This window comes from Parapedobacter defluvii (assembly GCF_014642075.1).
In the GTDB taxonomy this organism is placed as follows: domain Bacteria; phylum Bacteroidota; class Bacteroidia; order Sphingobacteriales; family Sphingobacteriaceae; genus Parapedobacter; species Parapedobacter defluvii.
Genome location: NZ_BMIK01000001.1, coordinates 193,521 through 215,685 on the forward strand (window position 1 = coordinate 193,521; position 22,165 = coordinate 215,685).

At 47.2% G+C, this 22,165-nt stretch carries 13 protein-coding genes; all 13 read left to right on the top strand.

What is annotated here, in order from left to right:
* Positions 1 to 3 precede the first annotated feature (3 nt).
* The 13 genes from IEX60_RS00690 to IEX60_RS00750 all read left to right on the top strand — a co-directional run bounded on the left by IEX60_RS00690 (position 4) and on the right by IEX60_RS00750 (position 22,101).
* Entirely contained in the window at positions 4 to 1,788 is a 1,785-nt protein-coding gene (locus IEX60_RS00690; protein ID WP_188746382.1) for a RagB/SusD family nutrient uptake outer membrane protein, read from the top strand.
* Positions 1,789 to 1,803: 15 nt separating this feature from the next.
* Positions 1,804 to 3,609, top strand: a complete 1,806-nt coding sequence (locus tag IEX60_RS00695) for a sodium:solute symporter family transporter (RefSeq protein WP_188746384.1) — start codon at positions 1,804 to 1,806, stop codon at positions 3,607 to 3,609.
* Between the two features lie 15 nt (positions 3,610 to 3,624).
* Positions 3,625 to 4,863 (top strand): hypothetical protein, encoded by a 1,239-nt coding sequence (locus IEX60_RS00700; protein WP_188746386.1) that lies wholly within the window; start codon positions 3,625 to 3,627, stop codon positions 4,861 to 4,863.
* Positions 4,864 to 4,888: 25 nt separating this feature from the next.
* Positions 4,889 to 7,018 carry a hypothetical protein gene (locus tag IEX60_RS00705; protein WP_229717333.1) on the top strand — a complete coding sequence of 710 codons (2,130 nt, stop codon included), beginning with the start codon at positions 4,889 to 4,891 and terminating at the stop codon, positions 7,016 to 7,018.
* Positions 7,019 to 7,030: 12 nt separating this feature from the next.
* Positions 7,031 to 7,837, top strand: a complete 807-nt coding sequence (locus IEX60_RS00710; protein ID WP_188746388.1) for an N-acetylmuramic acid 6-phosphate etherase — start codon at positions 7,031 to 7,033, stop codon at positions 7,835 to 7,837.
* A gap of 24 nt (positions 7,838 to 7,861) precedes the next feature.
* A complete protein-coding gene (locus IEX60_RS00715) occupies positions 7,862 to 9,058 on the top strand; it encodes an AGE family epimerase/isomerase (RefSeq protein ID WP_229717334.1) in 1,197 nt (398 codons plus the stop codon).
* On the top strand, positions 9,058 to 10,041 hold the full coding sequence (locus IEX60_RS00720) for a hypothetical protein (RefSeq protein ID WP_188746390.1): 984 nt from the start codon (positions 9,058 to 9,060) through the stop codon (positions 10,039 to 10,041). The genes IEX60_RS00715 and IEX60_RS00720 overlap by 1 nt, the downstream gene beginning before the upstream one ends.
* 53 nt (positions 10,042 to 10,094) lie before the next feature.
* Positions 10,095 to 12,050, top strand: a complete 1,956-nt coding sequence (locus IEX60_RS00725; protein ID WP_188746392.1) for a PQQ-like beta-propeller repeat protein — start codon at positions 10,095 to 10,097, stop codon at positions 12,048 to 12,050.
* A 188-nt stretch (positions 12,051 to 12,238) separates the two neighbouring features.
* Positions 12,239 to 14,866, top strand: coding sequence for an alpha-L-rhamnosidase (locus IEX60_RS00730; protein WP_188746394.1), 2,628 nt, complete (start codon positions 12,239 to 12,241; stop codon positions 14,864 to 14,866).
* Between the two features lie 5 nt (positions 14,867 to 14,871).
* Positions 14,872 to 15,435 (top strand): RNA polymerase sigma-70 factor, encoded by a 564-nt coding sequence (locus tag IEX60_RS00735; RefSeq protein ID WP_188746396.1) that lies wholly within the window; start codon positions 14,872 to 14,874, stop codon positions 15,433 to 15,435.
* 61 nt (positions 15,436 to 15,496) lie between these two features.
* Positions 15,497 to 16,654 carry a FecR family protein gene (locus tag IEX60_RS00740; protein ID WP_188746398.1) on the top strand — a complete coding sequence of 386 codons (1,158 nt, stop codon included), beginning with the start codon at positions 15,497 to 15,499 and terminating at the stop codon, positions 16,652 to 16,654.
* Positions 16,655 to 16,817: 163 nt separating this feature from the next.
* Positions 16,818 to 20,222: a TonB-dependent receptor gene (locus IEX60_RS00745; protein WP_229717335.1), complete on the top strand. Its 3,405-nt coding sequence runs from the start codon at positions 16,818 to 16,820 to the stop codon at positions 20,220 to 20,222.
* A 37-nt stretch (positions 20,223 to 20,259) separates the two neighbouring features.
* Positions 20,260 to 22,101 carry a RagB/SusD family nutrient uptake outer membrane protein gene (locus IEX60_RS00750; protein ID WP_229717400.1) on the top strand — a complete coding sequence of 614 codons (1,842 nt, stop codon included), beginning with the start codon at positions 20,260 to 20,262 and terminating at the stop codon, positions 22,099 to 22,101.
* Positions 22,102 to 22,165: the final 64 nt, after the last annotated feature.

Sequence of the window (22,165 nt, forward strand, 5' to 3'; positions counted from 1 at the left end):
GTCATGATGACGATGCTTTTCGTCATGCAATCCTGCGTGAAGGATTTCCTGGACAAGACGCCAGATGAAGACCTGACTTCCGAACAGGTGTTTACGAACCCCGGTTTTACCAGGGAATTTTTGGCAAATATCTATTCGTATTTGCCAAATGAAGCCATGATGGTGGACAACACGGGTGTAATTAATGCGTTCAACGGTGCTGCCGATGAAATGGAAATTACGCACGAACCCTTTTTCTCGAACCTGATGAATGCGGGAAATTGGAGCTCGAATACCTACACCTCCAGCGGTTGGAGTCCGTACTATCAAGCAATCCGGAACTGCAATATTTTCCTCGAAAATATTCACCTGTTGAAACCTAATGAGTTTTTTCCCGAAGCGACAATCAACCAGTGGGTTGGTGAGGTGTATTTTTTGAGGGCGTTCTATTATTTTTTACTGGTGCGTATTTATGGTCCGGTTCCGGTTTTTGACCGCACCGTCGGACTTAACGAGGACTTCAAGTTGTTCAAGCGGGTACCAATTGACCAGTGCGTCCAGTTCATCGTCGCAGACTGCAATCGGGCAGCGGAAATACTGCCGCCGCGGATTACCCAGCAAAACGAATTGGGAAGGCCATCTAAAGTTTCTGCACTGGCACTCAAGGGCAGGACGCTGCTTTATATGGCCAGCCCATTTTGGAATGGCAATCCGGATTATGCGAGTTTCACAGACCGCGATGGTGTCCGATTGTTTCCGGATTTTTCGAGTGAGCGTTGGCAAGAAGCAGCATCGGCAGCCAAGGAGTGTATCGATATCGCTGAAGCGGCAGGCCATCGGCTCCACCGATCTGCATCAAATAACCCGATTGCAAATTATCAAGAGACTTTCTATGTGAACTTTAACGACGAGGTGTTTTTTACCAGAAATGATCCGTCCTATATCCACTTGGATACCTATAGTGAACCCTGGGGAATTCCGGGAGCCTTTTTTCCGCACCAGGGCGTAACACAAGATCAGGTTGACGCCTATCACATGGCCAATGGTGAAGTGCCAATTTTGGGGTATAACCCAGATAAAACGCCTATTATCAATCCAGCATCGGGATATTCCGAAAACGGAAACACCGCGAAAGAGACACCGTTTTATGTAGCCGGAACCCGTGATATGTATGTAGGTAGGGAACCGAGGTTTTACGCCAGTATTAACTTCACCGGGGCTAAATATAAAATGGTTACCGATGGCCTTAAGTTTTGGTTCGGAGGGCCGAATGGGCGCCAACCGGGTCAGTCGGCGTTTACAAGAACCGGATATTTGATGAAAAAATTGACCCACCCCGATTACGATATGGCGACACGTAGCGGTACTGCTCGGACGTGGATATTTTTCAGACTGGGGGAACAGTATCTCAATTACGCGGAGGCACTGAATGAGGTTTCCGGTCCGGTAGCGGATGTTTATAAATATGTAAATCTGATCAGGGAACGTTCGGGTATCCCCGGTCTGCCAGCTGGACTGACCAAAGAGCAAATGCGAGCGCGTATCCGGCATGAACGTAGAATTGAGCTGGCTTTCGAAACGCATAGGTATTTTGATTGTATCCGCTGGAAAATCGCGGAACAGGTGAATGAAGGACCGATATATGGCCTGGATATCAGCACACCGGGATATACCATGGATAGTGATGATTTTTATCGGCGAACATTGGTTGAATCAAGGGTATTTGAAAAGAAACACAATCTTTGGCCAATACCATTCATTGAAACCGAAAAGAATATCAACCTGGTTCAGAATCCAGGTTGGGATTAATTGGGAGGGCAGCACATGGCTTGGAGCCAACTTGACATCTGGATCGTCATCGCGTACTTCATTTTCATGATAGGGCTTTCGCTGTGGCACCGGAAATTTGCCTCAGGGGGTATGGAAAATTTCTTTTTGGGTGGGCGTAAGGTACCAGGTTGGCTAAATGGGGTTTCTTACACCGCAGCGTTGGTGAGCCCCGATGCGGCTACGGGATATGGGGGACTAGCGGTGGTTACCGGTGCATTTATCTCCTGGTGGTACCTTAGCAGGTTTGGGTTAGCTTTATTCTTGGCTGGGGTACTGTTTGCATTTTTTTGGAGAAAACTTAACCTATTTACCTCGCTGGAATTTTACGACCTGCGGTTCAAACCCCGCACGGCCCAGGTTATGCGTTTCTGGATCGCCATCCGGACATCGTTTATTGCCATGCCCGCTTGGACAGGGATTACCCTACTTGCCGCGTGTAAGATCATGGAGCCGGCGTTCGGGTTCAGTAAAATGGAAACGCTCGCACTGATTGTTCCGGTATCATTTGCGTTTGTATTTTTCTCGGGCTACAAAGGAGTGGTGATCTCAAACCTGATCCAGATGAGCATTTTTATTGTTGGTGCGTTGGTGTTGGCATTCTTCACCTTAGAACATTTTGGAGGACCTGAGCATATGGCAGCTACGATCCAAAACACCTTTGGAATGACAAATCCGGAAATCATGCAGGTTATTCCTCCCATAGACCATGAGGTATTTCCGATGATGGCGGCTATGGCTTGGATGGTTGGGCAAAGTATTGGCTACGGAGGGGACGCAGCTCCTATGGGAGGGGCTATGGAAGGTCAGCGGATATTGTCTACACGAAGCCCGAAAGAAGCCCTTACGATGTATGTGGTGACTGCGGTGACTATGTTCATCTTGCTTTTACTGGTAACGTTGCCCAGCGTGTCAGCCGCCGTGATTTGGCCGGAACTGAGAGAGCCGGGGGCGGATCGGGAACAAGTCTATGGAATGCTGATGAAGGAGATGCTGCCAGCAGGTGCAATGGGTATTTTGGTGGCGGCTATGTTGGCCGCCACCATGTCTACGGTGGCCGATAACCTGAATTTCGGCGCTCAGGTGCTGGTGAGTGATGTATACAGGAAATGGTTGGTGGGTAATAGAGGGGAGAAACACTACCTGGCAATGGGTAAAGTGGCGATGGGATTGATTCTCAGTCTATCCTTGATGGTCGTGTTCAACGTAGATTTTATCGTCGATGTTGCCATTTTCATGCTTCAGCTCAGCGCAGCTGAATTACCGGCTAATTGGGCGCAATGGTGGTGGTGGCGGTTTAACGGAAAGGCCCGCATTGCCGCTTCGTTTGGCGGCGCACTGTTTTTTTGCCTGGTTGTTTTGGTGCCCAAGATGCTGGTGCATTTCAATGTTCCCTGGGGAGCGGAGTTAGTGTTGCCCTGGTGGTGGCAGACGCTTCTGGTCATGGGTGCGACTACGCTTTTATGGATAATTGTCGCTTGTTTTACGAAGCCCGACCCGGACGGGTTGTTACGAAATTTCCATGAAAAAGCTAAACCATTGGGATATTGGGGTGCATATGCGCATCGCAACACGCATGTGCGCAAATCGGCCGATACAAGACCCATCGTCAATGGAATCGTGCTGGCGATTATCGGTTTTGTCGCCACCTGCCTGTTGGTAATCGGACTGACGGATTTTTGGTTTGCAAACTATTCTCGGGGTGGCAGCGAACTTTTAGCCTCGGCTGTATTGTTTTGGATCTTCCGAAAAGGAATAACAAAATACCTCCATTTTCTTGAGAACAGGGATAGAAATTTTTAAACATAAATTAATTAGATGAATCAAACCGTGTTAAAAGTAGGGACAGGTGTATCGGATATTACCCCTGCTTTGGAAGTTGGCTTTCTTACTTCATCTGTAAGGGGGACATATGCTCCGTTTAAATCCGTAAGGTCACCGTTGAAGGCAAGAGCTATTGCCCTGGAAGTTGGTGCGCATGTTGTTGTATTGGTGTCCTTGGATTTACTGGGGCTCAGTGAAGATGCCGTTTATGGGTGGGAACGGTTTAAAGCCGCTTCATGCGGTACGGTTCCGGTTGATAACGTCATTATTACTTGCACCCATACTCATTCAGCCCCCGAATCGCTCGCATTGTCCGATCTGTATACCGCCGATTCCTACAAGCAATGGCTTGGTCAGCTGGAAGGCGCCATACGGAAGACCATTTCCCATGCCTTAAACACGTTAAAACCCGTATCGACAGTAGAAATATCCTCATCGGAATTGGATGGGTTTTCGCTGCTGCGCCGCATCGCTTTACCGCAGGGCATTGTTATGTCCGATACCATGCAACCCGTCGCCGCTGATCTATTCGCGAGGAGACCGATAGATCGCAGAGTCCGGGTATTACGGTTCTTATCAACGGATGGAAATTCTCTTGCATCCATTGTTCACTTCGTCTGCCATCCCGTACACGAAATGCTTTTCCCCAGTGTATCCCCCGATTTTCCGGGAGAATTATGTGCCATACTGGAATCGGAACCTACAAACGGTTTCCCGATGTTTTTAAACGGTGCGGCGGGCAACATCAATCCACCTACCGTGTCGTGGGGCGTGGAGTATACCCTGAAGCATGCGGAAGCCCTCGCAAAAAAAATAGTGGAGCAAACCGATGCGGAGCGTGAAACGGTGACGGATCTAATGCAGATGAGCCAATCCATGGATTTTGATATCCGGCAGGAGGCCGACCTACCCATTTCGGATGCCCGGGCTGTCATTCGGCTCGTTCGGATTGGTCGGGTGGCCATGGTATTTATTCCCGGTGAGCCATTCGTGGAAACTGCCCTGCGGATTGAGCAACATTCCCCATTTGAGCATACCATCGTGGTGGGTTATTCGGAATGTTCGGTCGGCTATATCCCAACTATCCATGCATTTGAAGAGGGCGGATACGAAGTCGGTCCTGGAAAATGGTCGTATTTGGAAGCCGATGCAGAGGAGCGGATTTATCGGGAAGCAGTCAGTATGCTTAATCGCTTATATGAAAATGAAATAAACTTGGCAAACAGTATTTAAATATCATCATTATTGATTTCTCATTATGGTACGAGTAAAATTAGTTGCATGTTGGCTGATGCTGGTTTCATTCAGCGTGGTGCAGGCTCAGGAGCTGTTTTTTTATGGGGAGACCCAAAACGACCTCTATAAGCTTTTGATTAAGGAAGGGTATAAGGTACGGCATTTTAATGATCCCGAAAAAGCGGTACGAGCGGCCGGAAAAAATGATCCCGTATTCCTCATTGCAAAAAATTACCCTGAGCTGGATCCGCAGATGCACGTGTCGGCCGATCTGCTGAAAACGATCAAGCGGAAAAAACTGCGCGCATATATCGAATATCCCAGTGTATACGAAGGATTGGATATTCAGGGGCCGCCGATTGAAACCCGCTTAGAACGGGGTGTGGTCACAACAGATGGGCTTGCCCCGGTATTGCCCCGTATGGGGTTGCTGGGACTTCACAACAGTTATGTCCTTCCGGTCGAAATACCGGATCCACTCATCGTGCTCGCAAAAGTGGTTGGCTATGACAAGGCGGAATATGGCCTCACCGATACCAAGGTATATCCAGCACTGTTTAAGAAAGACGGAATATTGATCAGTACCACGGGCCTGACCAATTTCCAAAAAGGACGTTACGGACCTGCACGGTCCGTCAAGGCGGTGTGGGAGTATATCCTGTCTGACAGGTTTGGCGGGCCAGCAGTCCGGCTGGGCGATTGGCCCCAGGATGTAAAACCGGCATTTCCCAAGGACGGAGCGCTGCCGAATGATGCCCGCCTCGAAAGTATTAAAAAAGGTGCGGAGTGGTATAAAAAGGGAAACTTCTTTCTGCATGCGTCGTGGAAAGACAACTGGCTGAAATACCAAGGTGATGGTACCATGCCGGTGGGGCCTCCTTTATCGCCCAACTTAGCCCAGGGTGATGGCAGCATGGGTATTCTGGAAGGGCATACATCTACAATCAACTACGACGGAAGCCAGCAGTACCGTTATTGGATGCGGGCAGATGTTCAGGGGGAAGCGAGCATGGCACTCGCTGCGGCGGGACAGCTTTTGGGCAATCAAGAATTCAAAAACAAATCGACGAACCTGCTTGATTTCGTTTTTCACACGTCCAATCTGCGGGCAGCTGAAAAAGATAATCCGGCTAGTCCATCGTATGGCATGATCGGTTGGGCTGTTACGCACCCGGGCAGCTTTTATGCCGATGACAATGCCCGGACCCTGCTGGGAGCGATTGCTGCTTCGTCGTATTTGGAAACCGATAAATGGGATAAGGAAATCGCTGAAGGAATCCTGGCAAATTTTAGGCTTACAGGCAAAAAAGGCTTCCAAGGAGAGCGGTTGGAAGAAGTCGCCATCCTGCAGGAAGGGTGGAAGGCCTATGCAGATAGGGACTTTGTTCACATTTCGCCGCATTTTGAATCGTGGATGTGGGCATGTTATCTGTGGCTTTACGACAAAACAGGGTATAAGCCCCTGTTTGAAAAGACCAAAGAAGCAATCCGTATCACCATGGAAGCCTATCCCCAGGATTGGTTATGGGGAAGCAGTATGCAGATGCAACGCGCTCGGATGATCTTGCCCCTGGCCTGGTTGGTCCGGGTCGAAGATACCCAGGAGCATCGGCAATGGTTGGACCAGCTGGTGACGGAAATCACGAAATATCAGGACGAATGTGGGGCTATCCGGGAGGAAATAGGCGGTGACAAAGGGCGTAAGTTCAGGGCGTTGAATAGTAATTCCGATTACGGACTGGACGAAGGATCCCTGATTTTCAGGAATGGCGAAACGGCTTCTTGCCTCTTATATACCTGCAATTTTGCCCTGTTCGGTCTCGCTGAAGCTGCCGCGGCCACCCAGGATGAAAAATACATAAATGCCGTTAATAAGCTTTCCGATTTTATGACCCGCGTACAGGTCACGAGTAGTGTACATCCCGATTTGGATGGAGCCTGGTTCAGGGGTTTTGATTATACCCGGTGGGATTATTGGGCGTCAAATTCGGATATCGGCTGGGGTACTTGGTGTACGCTTACCGGATGGATACAGAGTTGGATTGTGACCACGCAGATTCAACTCGAAACAGGAAAGAGTTTTTGGGACCTAACCAAAACATCTGCCATAGCAGGCGATGCAGAAAAGGCTGTTGAAAACATGTTGGATTAGTAAAAAATCAGTATGGAAAAAATTACGGAACGTCCGTCGCCATATAGGCATCTGGAGAAAAAGCAGATAGCAGAAATCACAAGGGATATCAATACAGAAGACAAGACTGTCGCTCAAGCCATAGAAAAGGCCTTGCCGCAGATTAATACACTGATCGGAGCCATCGTTGAAAAGATCAAAAAAGGAGGAAGGCTGTTTTATGTAGGGGCAGGTAGCGGTGGAAGACTATCGGTACTCGACGTTATCGAATTGCCTACGACATATGGCATTGAGAAAGGTGTGTTCAATGCAGTGCTTGCCGGAGGCATTGACCGGTTAGCCGATGCGCTCGAAGAAAAAGAAGATGAAGTATACGCGGGTTGGGAAGCGTTGGTTGGGTATCGGTTGTCGGATAAAGATATGGTGGTAGGCATATCGGCAAGTGGCACGACTCCCTTTGTTCTGGGAGCATTGGGACAGTGCAATCAGCATGGAATTACAACAGGATGCATCGTGAGTAACCTAGGGTCGCCGATAGCAGAGATCGTGGAATTTCCGGTTGAGGTCATTACAGGCAACGAATTTATCACCGGAAGCACACGGATGAAGTGCGGTACTGCACAAAAAATGATATTTGACATGATAAGTACCACAGCCATGATCCAATTAGGTCGTGTCATAGACAATCGTATGGTAAACGTAAAATTAATTAACGATAAAATCATCGATCGTGCAGTGAGAATGGTAATGGAACTCGGCGGCATCGCAGTGTATGGAGATGCAAAGGCATTGTTGATCCAGCACGGAAGTGTCAAAAAAGTATTGGATCATCTGAATTAAATCAATTCGTACGCATTTATAGTAATGATGAAAGACCTTTCAACGTATAAAAATTTTTACCTGGACCAGTTGCTTGGCGATACCCTGCCTTTTTGGTTCCCCCGTTCAATAGACCACCAATATGGAGGGTATCTGCTGATGAGGGATCGCGATGGTTCCTTAATAGACGATGATAAAGCGGTATGGATACAGGGACGGTTTTGCTGGCTGCTGGCTACCCTATATAATACGGTGGAGAAAAAAGAAGAATGGTTACTGGGGGCAAAAACAGGTATTGAGTTTCTTGAAAAATTTGGTTTTGACACAGATGGGCAGATGTTTTTCCATCTTACGCGGGATGGTAAGCCAATCAGGAAGCGAAGGTATTTCTTTTCGGAAACGTTTGCAGTCATCGGGTATGCAGCTTACGCCAAAGCTAGCGGTGACGCCCAAATAGCGGATAAGGCGCGTCAGCTTTTTGGCAAGTGCATCGAATATGCAGAACAGCCCGGCTTGCTGACACCTAAATTTACGGACGTACGGCCAGCTAAAGGGATCGGTGTGCCTATGATACTGATCAATACAGCCCAGCAGCTTCGTGATACCATAGGAGATCCGAGATGTGACACATACATTATGAAGTGGATCGAAGAAATCGAGCGGGACTTCGTTAAAGACGATTTGCGTTGTGTGATGGAACAAGTGGCGCCCGATGGAAGCATCATTGACCACATTGACGGTCGCACCCATCTGCCCGGGCATGCGATAGAAGCAGCATGGTTTATTTTGAACCAGGCACAGCATCTTGATAACGATGAAAGGCTGATAGCGCTCGGAACCAAAATCATTGATTACATATGGGAACGTGCTTGGGATACGGACTACGGTGGCATCTATTATTTCAGGGATGTATTCGGCAAGCCCGTACAGGAATATTACCATGATATGAAGTTCTGGTGGCCGCATAATGAACTGATTATCGCGGCGCTGTTGGCCTATTTGCTTACCAGTAACGAGAAGTATGCAAAAATACACGAACAGGTACATAATTATGCGTATGGCCATTTCCATGATAAAGAATATGGCGAATGGTTTGGTTACCTGCATCGCGATGGCACACTGGCGCAGACCGCGAAGGGGAATTTGTTCAAGGGGCCATTCCATTTGCCGAGACAGGAATGGTTCTGCTGGTGGATGATTGATCGTTTTGAAAAAAATAAGTTATTAAGTCAGGAAGTATAATGAACAAGATAAAATCGCAGTTAGCTGATCACATCCTAGCTTTTTTGGCATGGGGTGTCGTATCAGTATTGATAAGTTCCCCGGCTATGGGGCAAAAAGGCAGGGATAAGAATCCCGCTGAGATTATAAAACTGGGAACCATCGATTGCGATCTGGTGGAAACAACCCCCGTTGTATTTAATAAGAAAGTCTACCGTTTTGAATATGTTAGGGAGCGGTATTGGGATAACCATACAGGCGATTCTTATTTCAGATTTGTATCGCACAAAACACGGAAACCTACTGCATCGTTTGCTGCCGGATTTCATCTTGGCAGTGCATACGTACACCGGAATAACGTGATCGTAACAGGAGTAGACGATTGGGGCGCAGACAAAATCCACATTTTCACATCCAACAATTTGGATGCATGGGAAGAATGGGTTGCTTTTGAATTGCCAGGTTACCAGATTTTCAATACGTCACTCATACACGATGGAAAACGATATGTGCTGATGTTTGAAATCGGTGGGCCACCTGCCGGTGTCGGTTTTACGGCACGGTTTGCCACCTCGCCAGACCTAAAGCATTGGGATATACTGCCCGAAATCCATAACTATGCCATGGATCGGTATACGGCTCCCCATTGTTTGCGTTATCTTGATGGATATTATTATAATTTCTATTTGGAAATGTATAATGGATTCGAGATGAGGGTGGTCCGTTCGCAGGATTTTATTCACTGGGAAGCCAGCCCGTTGAACCCGGTATTGCGTTCGTCACCCGAAGACAAGAAGATTTTCAATACGGCTTTGGACATGCAATTCCGTCCGAAGATTGCCGAAGCCGACAACACGAATAATTCGGATCTTGATTTCTGTGAGTATCGCGGAAAGCTAATCATCAATTACTCATGGGGTAACCAAATGGGAGCCGAGTTTCTTGCAGAAGCATATTACAACGGCACAACCGAGCAATTTCTTAGATCATGGTTTCCGGAATAGCCGAATCGCCTATACAGTAAATCCAGGGGATCAGCACTGAAAAAATACCAAAAATGTGTAAGAACGGAAAATTCAGATTCAAAGTCACGGGTTGCCTGTGGTTGCTAGGGCTGGTGGGAGTTCACTCAGTTTCATTCGCTCAATATGAGTACCGGGTGGGAAAAGGCGAATCATCCATCGAGCCGGGTGAAAATATCCTTTCCTTGGCGCTTGCAGGCTATGGTATACCAAGAGGGGGGCGGTTCTCCCTTGAGTGGAAGGAGCGAGGTAGGTTGGGTGCTGTTTCTGATGCCGCCATGATTTCAGGCAAGTTGTATACCCTGGTGGGAGGTAATGTGGGTGAGGTTGACTTGGACAAATTTGAAAGCGGAGCTTTTGTGCTCCGCCAAGATAGGTATATCAAGCTGCTGACCGCAGGAAACAACCGGCTGTTTGCGTTGGATGCACGCAATGAATTACTAGAAGCTGCCGCGCCGCGCGGGGGTAACATCCGTTGGAGGCGGGTGGGCAGTGTGCAGATGGCGCCGCAGGCCTTGTCTTACCATGACGGCCGATTTGTACTGCTGGATACGGCCGGAGTGTTATGGACGGCTGAAGACCGTGATGGATCCCTGGTATGGCATCCACTGGTAACATGCAGTGGGGCCATAGATGTGATGTCCGACCAACGTCAACTGTATGCACTTACTGACAAGCAGGAGATACTTCGCTATATGCCGGATACTGATTGGGTACGGATTGCGATATCGAACGGCATCACATATCGCCAGGACATTCAGCTCCTGATAGCATCAGGAAGCGGATATTGGGCGTTGGATCATGCAGGTGTATTGTACCAGGCGCGTCATAGCAGCGTGAACCAACTCACCGTAGGTGCGTTGCTTGTACAGCAGGACAAACAGCGGGTTGCCATATTGGGAGCAGATGTCTGCGGGTTTGATGCCGACTTTGTGAACGCCGTCAAACGAGATATCCAACAGACATTCGGGATATCACCCGCTGCGGTGATGGTGAATGCATCGCACACCCATTTTGCACCCGTTACGCAGCGATGGCTAACGTGGGGGCCGCATTGCCAAAAGCCAGACAGCACTTACCTGTATACCGTAGTAAAAGCCGGCATCATGGATGCCCTCCGGCAAGCTGAACGGTCTCTGCAACCGGCAAATCTATATGTGGGGAGATCAGCGGCTCAAATCGGCCGTAATCGAAGCCTACCGGAAGCTGATCCCCCTTATGACCAAGCCCTTGACGTGATCCGTGTAGATTACGAACATCTTGATCAAGACGATATTGTGTTTCTGGCGGGATGCCATCCGGTTTCGGATAACTCGGGCAAAGAAGACATCACAATCAGTCCGAATTATCCCGGCGTTGCCCGTGAATTGCTGCTGCACCATTCGCAGGTCCGATCGGCCATGTTTCTGCAGGGGTGCGGCGGTGATATCAATCCCATTGACGTCGATCACCGGGTTACGGCAAAAAAAGTCGCGGCAACCGTAACCGGGCTGCTTGACCAAGGCACCATGCAGCAAATCGAGGGGAGCATTACCTTTTATCTAGATACCGTGCAGTTCGACAGCCGGCCTTGGCCTGAAGATAAAATCAAGGAGTTCCGGGCAGCCAATGAAGGATCGGAAGGCAATGTGGGCGCGGAAAAAAATGTCCGCTGGGCAGATCTGATGCTACAAAACATTCAGAAAGGCGAAATGCCGAAGACAATGCCGGTGTTTATCCAAACGTTCAACATCGGTAATTGGAAATTAGTAGGAATTTCGCGCGAAACCACCACCGAATACAGCTTGGGTGTTAAGGCAATTTGGCCTGATAAAATGGTTTCGGTAGCTGGTTATTGTAATGACATATCCAGCTACCTGCCCACTAATAGGCACATCAGAGCCGGTACGTATGAAGGTCATGATTCATTCTTTTGGTATGGACAACCAAATGTATTCCCTGAGAACGTATACGAAACAATCGTTGAAGCCATCAGGTCTAAAAACCGGTAATAGGAATGCCCTGGACTTTCCACGATCCCATCGTGAAAGAATACCAGTCTTAGTCCCCTTCAATCGGTATATATGGTTGATTATTAATGTGTTGATAGGTGTTTTGAAAGAATATACTGACAGGACAGTGCAGTATGGCTACTCGAATCTTATTGTTATATTTGACCAATTGTATAGACCTTTCGCGTATGCTTTTTCGTTTTTCTCAGGCGGTTGTTATCATGCTTTCTTATATATCCGTTTCCGCCGCCGAGGGGATTGTGTATGATCTTCGCTGTGAGTATCTGGACAATCCTATCGGAATAGATGCGCCCAATCCACGCTTTACATGGAAGATCCGTGACGATCGTATGGGTGCCCGGCAAACCACCTATCGTATCGTTGTTGGATTGGATTCTGTGGCGGTGGGTGAGGGAAAAGCTGACCAATGGGACAGCGGGGAAAGGGCTTCCGATGTAAACTTGGTTTGCTATGACGGAAAAATGTTAAAACCATTTACCCGTTATTACTGGACGATCCAAGGAAAGGATGCCACCGGTCGACTGTATTCGGATGCATCGGTAGCTTCTTTTGAAACCGGCCTGATGGGCTCGAAATGGAAAGGTGCCTGGATTTCGGATGGGCACGGCATAGACCACAGGCCTGCACCTTATTTCCGGAAAACTTTTCAGGCAGGCAAACCGATCAAGCAAGCCCGTGCATATATGGCAGTTGCGGGACTCTATGAATTGTTCCTGAACGGCGAACGTGTGGGGAATCACCGGTTGGACCCGATGTATACACGTTTTGATAGACGTACGCTCTATGTCACTCATGATGTCACAGCATTGATTAAGCAGGGTGCAAATGCGGTGGGCGTCGTATTGGGCAATGGATGGTACAATCACCAGGCCATGGCGGTATGGAACTTTGACAGGGCGCCCTGGCGTAACCGCCCGGCATTCTGCCTGGATCTCCACATTACCTATGAAGATGGGACCACGGAAACCATCGTATCGGAGCGGGATTGGAAAACGAGCAGCGGAGCCATTGTATCAAACAACATTTACACGGCCGAACACTACGACGGAAGATTGGAACAAGCCGGATGGAATACGGTCGATTTTGACGACAGCAAATGGCGAGGTGTTTCCTATCGTTCCGCACCCTCCCGACAGGTGGTTGCCCAAACACTCCATCCCATCCGGAATGTGGAAGAAATCCGGCCGAAAGCGGTAACCCGCTTTGATGATACGACGTATCTGTTTGATTTGGGCAGAAATATAGCAGGCGTGAGTAAACTCACGGTCTCGGGTGCTGCTGGTACCGTATTGCGACTCAAACATGGCGAACGCTTGGGCAAAGACGGGCGGGTAGACCTATCGAATATCGATGTATATTACCGGCCGGTGGATGACACCGATCCGTTCCAGACGGACATTGTCACGCTGAAAGGCGAAGGACCGGAGACCTTTATGCCGAGTTTTAATTATAAAGGCTTCCGGTATGTAGAGGTAACCAGCAGTCAACCGATACAACTTGACACGACTGATTTGGTCGGGTATTTTATGCACAGCGACGTCCCCGCAGTTGGGCAGATCCGTTCGTCAAATCCCTTGATAGACCGCATCGCATGGGCTACCAATAATGCATACCTATCCAATCTTTTCGGCTATCCGACGGATTGCCCCCAGCGCGAAAAAAACGGCTGGACGGGCGACGGTCACTTTGCCATCGAAACAGCCCTGTACAACTTTGATGGAATTACAGTTTACGAAAAGTGGATGGCTGACCACCGCGACGAGCAACAGCCCAATGGGGTATTACCCGATATCATTCCCACGGGAGGATGGGGATATGGGACGGCGAATGGCACAGACTGGACCAGCACCATTGCCATCATTCCCTGGAACCTGTATCTTTTCTATGGCGATACCAAGCCTTTATCGGAAAACTACGAGGCCATCAAGCGTTATGTGGATTACGTCACTCAGATCAGTCCCAATGGACTGACAACCTGGGGCAGAGGCGACTGGGTTCCGGTAAAGTCGCAGTCTTCACTCGAACTTACATCGTCCATTTATTATTATGTGGATGCGGTTATTTTGTCTAAGGCTGCCGGATTACTTGGAAAAAAAGACGACCACGAACAATACAAGCGGTTGGCTGATTTTATCAAACAGGCCATTAACGACAAATACCTGAATCAGGAAACGGGTATTTACGCCTCCGGTACCCAAACAGAACTCAGCATGCCGTTGATGTGGCATGTCGTTCCCGAGGCGTTGGTAGCTAAAGTTGCCCAACGGTTGGCCGAGCGCGTGGAGGTGGATGGTAACCACATTGATGTGGGCGTACTGGGCGCGAAGGCCGTTCTCAACGCACTGAGCGAAAACGGCTACGCGGATCTTGCCTATACACTGGCTTCCCGGGATACCTATCCTTCCTGGGGAGCGTGGGTTGCTGCAGGGGCAACAACCCTGCTTGAAAACTGGGACTTGAATGCCACGCGTGATATTTCGGACAACCACATGATGTTCGGCGAGATCGGTGCTTGGTTTTTCAAGGGGTTGGGAGGTATTAAGCCCGACGAAAACCAGCCGGGATTCAAACATGTACGCATTGAACCTCATTTCGTGAAAGGGTTGGATCATTTCGAGGCGACGTTTGAAGGACCTTACGGTGCAATTACCAGCCGATGGAAGAAAAAAGGCAAGGGAGTGGATATAGAAATTATTCTCCCTGCCAACAGTACGGCTACTTTGGTATTGCCCAATGGCGAGCAGCGCGTACTACCTGCCGGAAGCCATCGTATTGCATGGCGTACTAAAAGCTGACTTTTATGTCATCGGTAAAGCAACATACAGATTCCGAACTACTTGTTTTACTCAAAGAGAACGATGAACTTGCTTTTACCGAGCTTTACAAACGATACTGGAAGAAGTTATTCGCCATCGCCGCCAACCGCTTGGGCTATCCGGAAGATGCCGAGGAAATCGTGCAGGATATCTTCGCTTCACTGTGGCGGAGGCGCATCACCCTCAAAGACGACCTGGATGTCGGGGTTTATTTGAGCGTTTCGGTAAAATACCGCGTGATTAAAACGCTTGGAAAACATTATCTCCAGAAACGATACATCGATTCATTGGTAACCCGTGATCAGATCGATGATTCAACCCAGGAATGGCTGGCATTTGAGGAGCTGCGCGACCAATTGGCGCTATCCGTTGCACAACTCCCTCGAAAATGCCGCCTGGTATTCCAACTAAGCCGCGATAAGGGTCTATCGCAGAAACAGATTGCCACAGAACTCGGTATTTCCGAGAAAACCGTGGAGGCACATCTCGGCAAAGCGTTCAAAATCTTACGTACAAAGCTGGCCAGCTTTCTCATGACCTTGCTTTAATTTTTTTGAGAAGACTAAGGGATTAAGCTCACTGCGGGTATCTACAGTAAAGGACCCAATTATGAGCGGAAAAGAGCACTACGAAAAGTTGGCGCTGAAGTGGCTGGAAGGTACGATCACCGAAGCCGAAAAAGCTGAATTTACGGCTTGGTATAACAGCTATTACGACGATAAAAGCTTTCTTCCGAGTTCGTTTGCTGAAAGTGAACAGGATTTAGAGGACCGTATTTTTGATAAGGTCAGGCAACTCATGAAACAACCTGAGCATATCCCGGTAAAAAGAAGCAACCTGTCCTGGCCGAGAGCAATCGCTGCTGCTGCGATACTGTTTGTCTGTTGCTCGCTCGGTTTCTTTTGGTGGCAAGCGAAATTCCAAGACAGAAACGATACACGTGACGTGGCACACGATGTACAACCGGGGGGTAACCGGGCAACATTGACGCTATCCGATGGCCGCGTTGTTGAGCTCAGTGACGCACAGAGGGGTATTGTGCTGGCCAACGGAAAAATCCAATACGAAGATGGTTCACAATTGATTGCCGCACCCTCCGCATCACCCGACGGCGATCAAACTGCCTCGCTGCTTGAGATGACCACGCCCAAAGGTGGCAAGTATCGGGTTACGTTGTCCGATGGTACCTCCGTGTGGCTGAATTCGGCTTCTACGCTGCGATATCCTTCACCATTCGGAAAAGGAAAGCGTATCGTCGAGCTAGATGGCGAAGGTTATTTTGATGTTTCGCCTGACACGGATCATCCATTTGTTGTCCTGTGTAATGGTCAGGAAGTCGAAGTGCTGGGCACCGCGTTCAATATCAATTCTTATGCAGATGAAGAAGGGATCCGTACAACACTGGTGCATGGAAAAGTAAGCGTGCGGGCAGCCCGTGCCAATTCGAAAAGCCGGATGTTACTGCCTGGTCAACAGGCAGTATTGCAGGATGACAATTTTGAGGTCAGTGAAGTCGATACAGCTGAAATAACGGCGTGGAGGGAAGGTTTTTTCTATTTTAACAATACCGATCTCCACACAGTCATGAGGCAGTTTGCGCGTTGGTATGATCTTAAAGTGTCCTATGAGGGCATGCCTACCAATGAAAAATTTATGGGAAGGATTCCAATGGATATGACATTGAATTCGGTATTTAAGGTGTTGGCTGCAACGGGTGTAGATTTCGAAATCAAAGCAGATCGCCAATTGGTGGTTAAAGGAAAATAACGATTTAAATTGATTTACTAACCTTAAATAAACCCATTATGAATACGACAATCACATAAGCATGAACGGAATACCAAGGAAAGGTCGGAAGTGCTGGTAACACTGCCGACCGGTATTTGGTATGCCTGAATCTTCAAGAGTAGTTTCAAATTAATCTTATTGAATGACAACCAAACAATGCAAAATTATGCAATTAAAACGATTATCAAGTTTTAGCAAAGGAGTTATCATGCGCATAAACCTAACCATCGCCATACTAACCCTCTGCTGTGTGCAGCTTTCGGCCGAAGTATTCGGCCAGCGTGTTACACTGAGAATGCGTAATACCCCATTTTTAGAAGCCATCCGCAGTATCGAAAGGCAGAGTGGATACACCTTTTTTTTCAAAATGCGGGATGTCGACGGGCTGGGCCCGGTGACCGTTTCCATTACCGATAAACCAATCACGGAAGTATTGGATAAGTTGCTGGACAATAAAACGTATAGTTTTCAAATCCAGGAAAAAGTCATCGTGTTGACAAAAAAGCCGATGGCAGCTACATCCACGGGCGTAAAAGCGACACATCTTTCTCCGCAGCTGATCATGCAACGCGAGGTCCGGGGCCAAGTCACCGATTCGCTTGGAACTCCGATTGCAGGGGTTTCCGTGTTAATCAAGGGCACAACCACGGGCATATCCACCGACGACCAGGGGCGGTTCCAACTTCTTGCGGTAGATGGTCAGGTGCTTGAATTCCGTGCAGTAGGTTATCTTCCCAAAGAGGTTACAATAGCTAATCAACCTTTGATTACTGTTATTTTGAAGGAAGAAACTATCGGGATTGAAGAAGTAGTTGCCGTAGGTTATGGTACTCAAAGGAAAGTGACAAGTACGGGGTCAATTTCTACGGCGTTAGGCAGTGATATAAAGACCTCGCCAACAACCAATCTTACCAATAATCTAGCAGGACGCATATCGGGGCTAACTTCCATTACAAGAAGCGGTCAACCTGGGGCTGATGGGTCTACCTTGCTCATCCGTGGTTCCAACACACTTGGAAATAACAGCCCGTTGATTGTTGTGGATGGTATTGCTGGCCGTGAGTTTGCCCGCCTTAACCCAGCCGATATTGAGTCAATCACAGTTTTAAAGGATGCCTCTGCTGCAATTTATGGTGCACAGGCTGCCAATGGTGTCATATTGATTACAACAAAACGCGGGAAAGTGGGTAGTTCCAGCATTTCCGTGAATATAGGTGGTGGGGTAAATCAGCCTACCCGTATTCCCGATATGGCTGATGCGGCAACTTATGCAACAATGATTAATGAGCTTCATTATTACCAAGACGAATCAAAAGGCCGTTTTCAACAATTTTCGGAAGAAGACATAGTGAAATATAGGGATGGCTCCGATCCATGGGGGCATCCGAATACCGATTGGTTCGATGAAACATTAAAGAAATTTGCAAAACAATACAGTGCGGACATTAGGATTACCGGCGGCAGCGAAGCCTTAAAATATTATATTTCCGGAGCAACTAAATATTCGGATGCGTATTACAAAAAAAGCGCGAATGATTACAAGCAGTATAATTTCCGTAGTAATTTAGATGGAAAAATAAGTAAATCTGTTACCATTTCGGTTGACGTTGCAGCCAGTCGGGAAGAGTATAATAATCCGGGTTACGGAGGAGGTGCCGGTGGAATTTGGCGTTCATTAATGAGAGGAATGCCTACACGCCCCGCATATTATCCTACCGGAGAACCCGGCCCTGACCTTGAGTTTGGGGATCAACCCGTAGTTACCACTACCGATGCTACCGGTTACGACAGAAGTGTATGGGATAAATTGGAAACCAACGCCAGGATCGTCGTTGATATTCCTTGGATTGATGGATTGTCTGTACAAGGGAATGCTTCATATGATAAACATGTAAACCTGAGCAAACGATTCCAAAAACCTTGGATATTATATTCTTGGGATGGGGGTGATGATCACCAGCTGACAGCCGCAACGAAAGGAATTACCTCTGCCCAGCTAACGGAATCAACCGTTAACCGATATCGATCAACCATTAACCTGTTTGCCACCTACGAAAATACATTTGCGGATGCGCATAAAATGAAGATTATGTTTGGGGCTGAAAGACAGTCAGGTTTCTCCGATGACTTTTCGGCCTTCCGAAGAAATTATCTTTCGACAGCCATCGATCAATTATTTGCAGGGGCTGACGATGAATATATGTCTAATAACGGATCTGCATCCTTATACAAGCGGGCTAATTATTTTGGCCGTATTAATTACGATTTCCATCAGAAATATCTGCTGGAAGCCCTGTTTAGGTATGATGGTTCATATATTTTTGCTCCCGGCAAACAATTTGGATTTTTTCCTGGTTTTTCGGCCGGATGGCGTATCTCCGAAGAAAAGTTTTGGAAGGAAAGAGTCAGTCTTTTTGATGAATTGAAACTGCGGGCCTCTTGGGGCCAAACGGGTAACGACCGAATCAATGAATATCAATATTTATCATCCTATGCCTTTCTTCCTCAGGCTTATACGTTTGGTGGCACAAACGATGAAAAAATGATTTACGAAAGTCGTATTCCTAACCCAGATGTAACTTGGGAAGTAGCAACCCAACGTAACATCGGATTAGATGCTACCTTATTAAACCACAAATTATCTTTTTCGTTGGATTACTTCATGAACGACCGTTCAAATATTCTTTGGACCCGGAACGCTTCTGTACCTAAATCCAGCGGGTTAAGCCTACCGAGGGAGAATATCGGTGAAGTAAGTAATAATGGTTTTGAAGCGACTATATCATACGGTAACAGAGAGGGGAATTTCAACTATCACATCTCGCTTAATGGTAGTTATTCAAAAAATAAGATTGATTTCTGGGATGAAGCTCCGGGTGCCCCGGTATGGCAACAATCGACGGGACACCCTATGAATACGGGTTTGTATTACCGGGCAATCGGAATATTTAAAGACCAGGCTGCGGTGGACGCTTATCCACACTGGGAAGGGGCACGTGCAGGTGATGTCATTTTTGAGGATTACAATAAAGACGGGATCATCGACGGATTAGATCGTGTGAGGGACGATTTTAATACAGTACCCCGTTTTACGGGCGGTATGAATATTAACTTGCAATATGGAAACTTTGATTTATCTCTTCTTATTCAAGGTGCTGCCGGGGCAAAAATGTACATCAAACCTGAGTCGGGCATACTTGGCAATTATTATCAGGAGTTTGCCGACAACAGGTGGACGCCTGAAAATACCGGTGCTACTTATCCCAGAAGCTTTGATGGGGATACACAATATTGGAGATCACAAACTAATACTTTCTGGCTTAGAAACTCAGACTATATTCGCTTAAAAAGTGTAGAACTTGGTTATAATATCTCCATATTTAACAGTAAAATAGGACCGAAAACTTTGCGATTGTATGTCAACGGATCTAATTTATTATTAGTAGATAAAGCAAAGATTGTTGATCCTGAATCTGATCCCAGTACTATTTCTTTGCCTTATCCGTTGCAACGAGTTTTAAATGCTGGTTTAATGTTGGATTTTTAAACAGTGAATTATGAAAAGAAAATTGTATATCGGTTTGATGGTGTTTTTTACTGTGGCTTTTTTACCTTCCTGTAACGACAGCTCTTTCTTGGACACGAAACCCATAAATGAATACTCTGAGTTAGATGTTTTTACGGATATAGCACTTGCGGAAACATTCATCAATACTATCTATAGGGAATCATTGGGATTTCCATTTAATTACCTTAGGCTTTCGGGGACCACTGATGAAGCCTTTTACGGTGGTTTTGCGAATTTTTTCAATTTCAATAAATCGCTGGTGACTCCCGACGGACTAGCCGAGTGGTGGGACGGCGCCATTGGCATCGGATGGGGAGCCCAGCATACGCAGCATCTTACTTGGGACCCACTGTTTGCGGCTGTCAGGAAAACAAATATCTTTTTGGTAAAAACCGAAAATTCTCCTGCTGAAGATAGAGCGTGGAACCGGTTAAAGGGAGAAGCCCATTTTCTTCGTGCCTATACGTATCATCTTTTGATTTCTCTGTACGGCGGAGTACCCCTAATTGATAAGCCATTTGAACGTATCAATGAAGATCACCAATTGCCACGCAATACTTACGAAGAATGCATCAATTTTATTGTGCAAGATCTTGAAGAAGCAGTTGCGCTATTGCCTCTTCCCGCAGAGCTGTCGGCTGATCAAATCGGCCGTGCAACGAAAGGTGCTGCATTGGCGCTGAGAGCAAGAATATTGCTTTTCGCTGCCAGTGATTTGCATAACCCCGAAAGAAATGGTGTCCTAACCAGTGGTTATGCCCATCCTGAATTACTCGGCTATACAACGGCAAAAACCCAAGAACGATGGGTCCTAGCCCGGGATGCCGCCAAAAATTTAATGGATTTGGGGTATTATGACTTGTACCTGAAAGATCCGTCACCGACCGATAGCATCGCGGATAACATGGCCAAATATTTCTATTCAATGACAAGTACCACCGAAGATATTTTGTTGCAATACTTTCCTAAGAAAGCGCAAGACGATTATACCCCCGGATTACGCGTTGCGCCTAATGGCTATAACGGCCACGGGGCAAATAATCCGCTCCCTGAGCTGGTTGATGATTATGAAATGAAAGATGGAAGTAAGTTTGATTGGTCTAATCCGATACACAAAGCTAACCCGTATGTTAATCGGGATGCACGTTTTTATGCTACGATTTTGTATGAAGGAGCTGATTGGCTGCAACGTCCCGATAATACAAAAAGTGAAGATCCTTTCAATAAAATACAGGTGGGCTCCGTTTTCAAATCAAATGGAACTACAAGGCAAAAAGGGGGGTTGGATACGGAGTATGGTAGTACAAATCAGTCAAATGCCGGAAAAACAGGGTATTATCTTAGAAAAGCGATTGATCCCACAGTCGACTTTGAATATGAAGTGCAAACGGTACCTTTCCGTCACATACGTTACGCTGAGGTGTTGATGAATTATGCAGAAGCTTGTATTGAACTAGGGGATGACCTTGAAGCGCGCCGATGTATCAACCTGATCCGCAAAAGAGCTGGACAGCCCGAATTGAGTAGTTCGATAACGGGCGAAAAACTAAAACAGGCATACCGTCACGAACGCCGTATTGAATTTGCTTTTGAGGAATTCCGTCATTGGGATGTTCGTCGTTGGATGATTGCCGATGAAATCACACATCAAATGAAAAGAATGGATATCAAATATTTAACAGATGAGAATGTTACAAGATATCTCCGGCCGGATGGAACGACATGGAGTGCCCCCGTATATACTGTAATTAATAACAGTTTAGATGTAAGAATATGGGATGACAAAATGTACTTTTTCCCCATCATGCGGGATGAAATGAACAGAAATGAAAACCTAGTTCAAAACCCGGGTTATTGACAATGTTCTAACGTAAATTTAATAAGGAGGCAGTTTATTTACTGCTTCCTTATTTTAATAAACC

Bases quoted from the DNA above. Each gene is read 5' to 3' on its own strand.
- IEX60_RS00690 (WP_188746382.1), top strand. From the start codon at position 4: ATGATGACGATGCTTTTCGTCATGCAATCCTGCGTGAAGGATTTCCTG.
- IEX60_RS00695 (WP_188746384.1), top strand. From the start codon at position 1,804: ATGGCTTGGAGCCAACTTGACATCTGGATCGTCATCGCGTACTTCATT.
- IEX60_RS00700 (WP_188746386.1), top strand. From the start codon at position 3,625: ATGAATCAAACCGTGTTAAAAGTAGGGACAGGTGTATCGGATATTACC.
- IEX60_RS00705 (WP_229717333.1), top strand. From the start codon at position 4,889: ATGGTACGAGTAAAATTAGTTGCATGTTGGCTGATGCTGGTTTCATTC.
- IEX60_RS00710 (WP_188746388.1), top strand. From the start codon at position 7,031: ATGGAAAAAATTACGGAACGTCCGTCGCCATATAGGCATCTGGAGAAA.
- IEX60_RS00715 (WP_229717334.1), top strand. From the start codon at position 7,862: ATGATGAAAGACCTTTCAACGTATAAAAATTTTTACCTGGACCAGTTG.
- IEX60_RS00720 (WP_188746390.1), top strand. From the start codon at position 9,058: ATGAACAAGATAAAATCGCAGTTAGCTGATCACATCCTAGCTTTTTTG.
- IEX60_RS00725 (WP_188746392.1), top strand. From the start codon at position 10,095: ATGTGTAAGAACGGAAAATTCAGATTCAAAGTCACGGGTTGCCTGTGG.
- IEX60_RS00730 (WP_188746394.1), top strand. From the start codon at position 12,239: ATGCTTTTTCGTTTTTCTCAGGCGGTTGTTATCATGCTTTCTTATATA.
- IEX60_RS00735 (WP_188746396.1), top strand. From the start codon at position 14,872: ATGTCATCGGTAAAGCAACATACAGATTCCGAACTACTTGTTTTACTC.
- IEX60_RS00740 (WP_188746398.1), top strand. From the start codon at position 15,497: ATGAGCGGAAAAGAGCACTACGAAAAGTTGGCGCTGAAGTGGCTGGAA.
- IEX60_RS00745 (WP_229717335.1), top strand. From the start codon at position 16,818: ATGACAACCAAACAATGCAAAATTATGCAATTAAAACGATTATCAAGT.
- IEX60_RS00750 (WP_229717400.1), top strand. From the start codon at position 20,260: ATGGTGTTTTTTACTGTGGCTTTTTTACCTTCCTGTAACGACAGCTCT.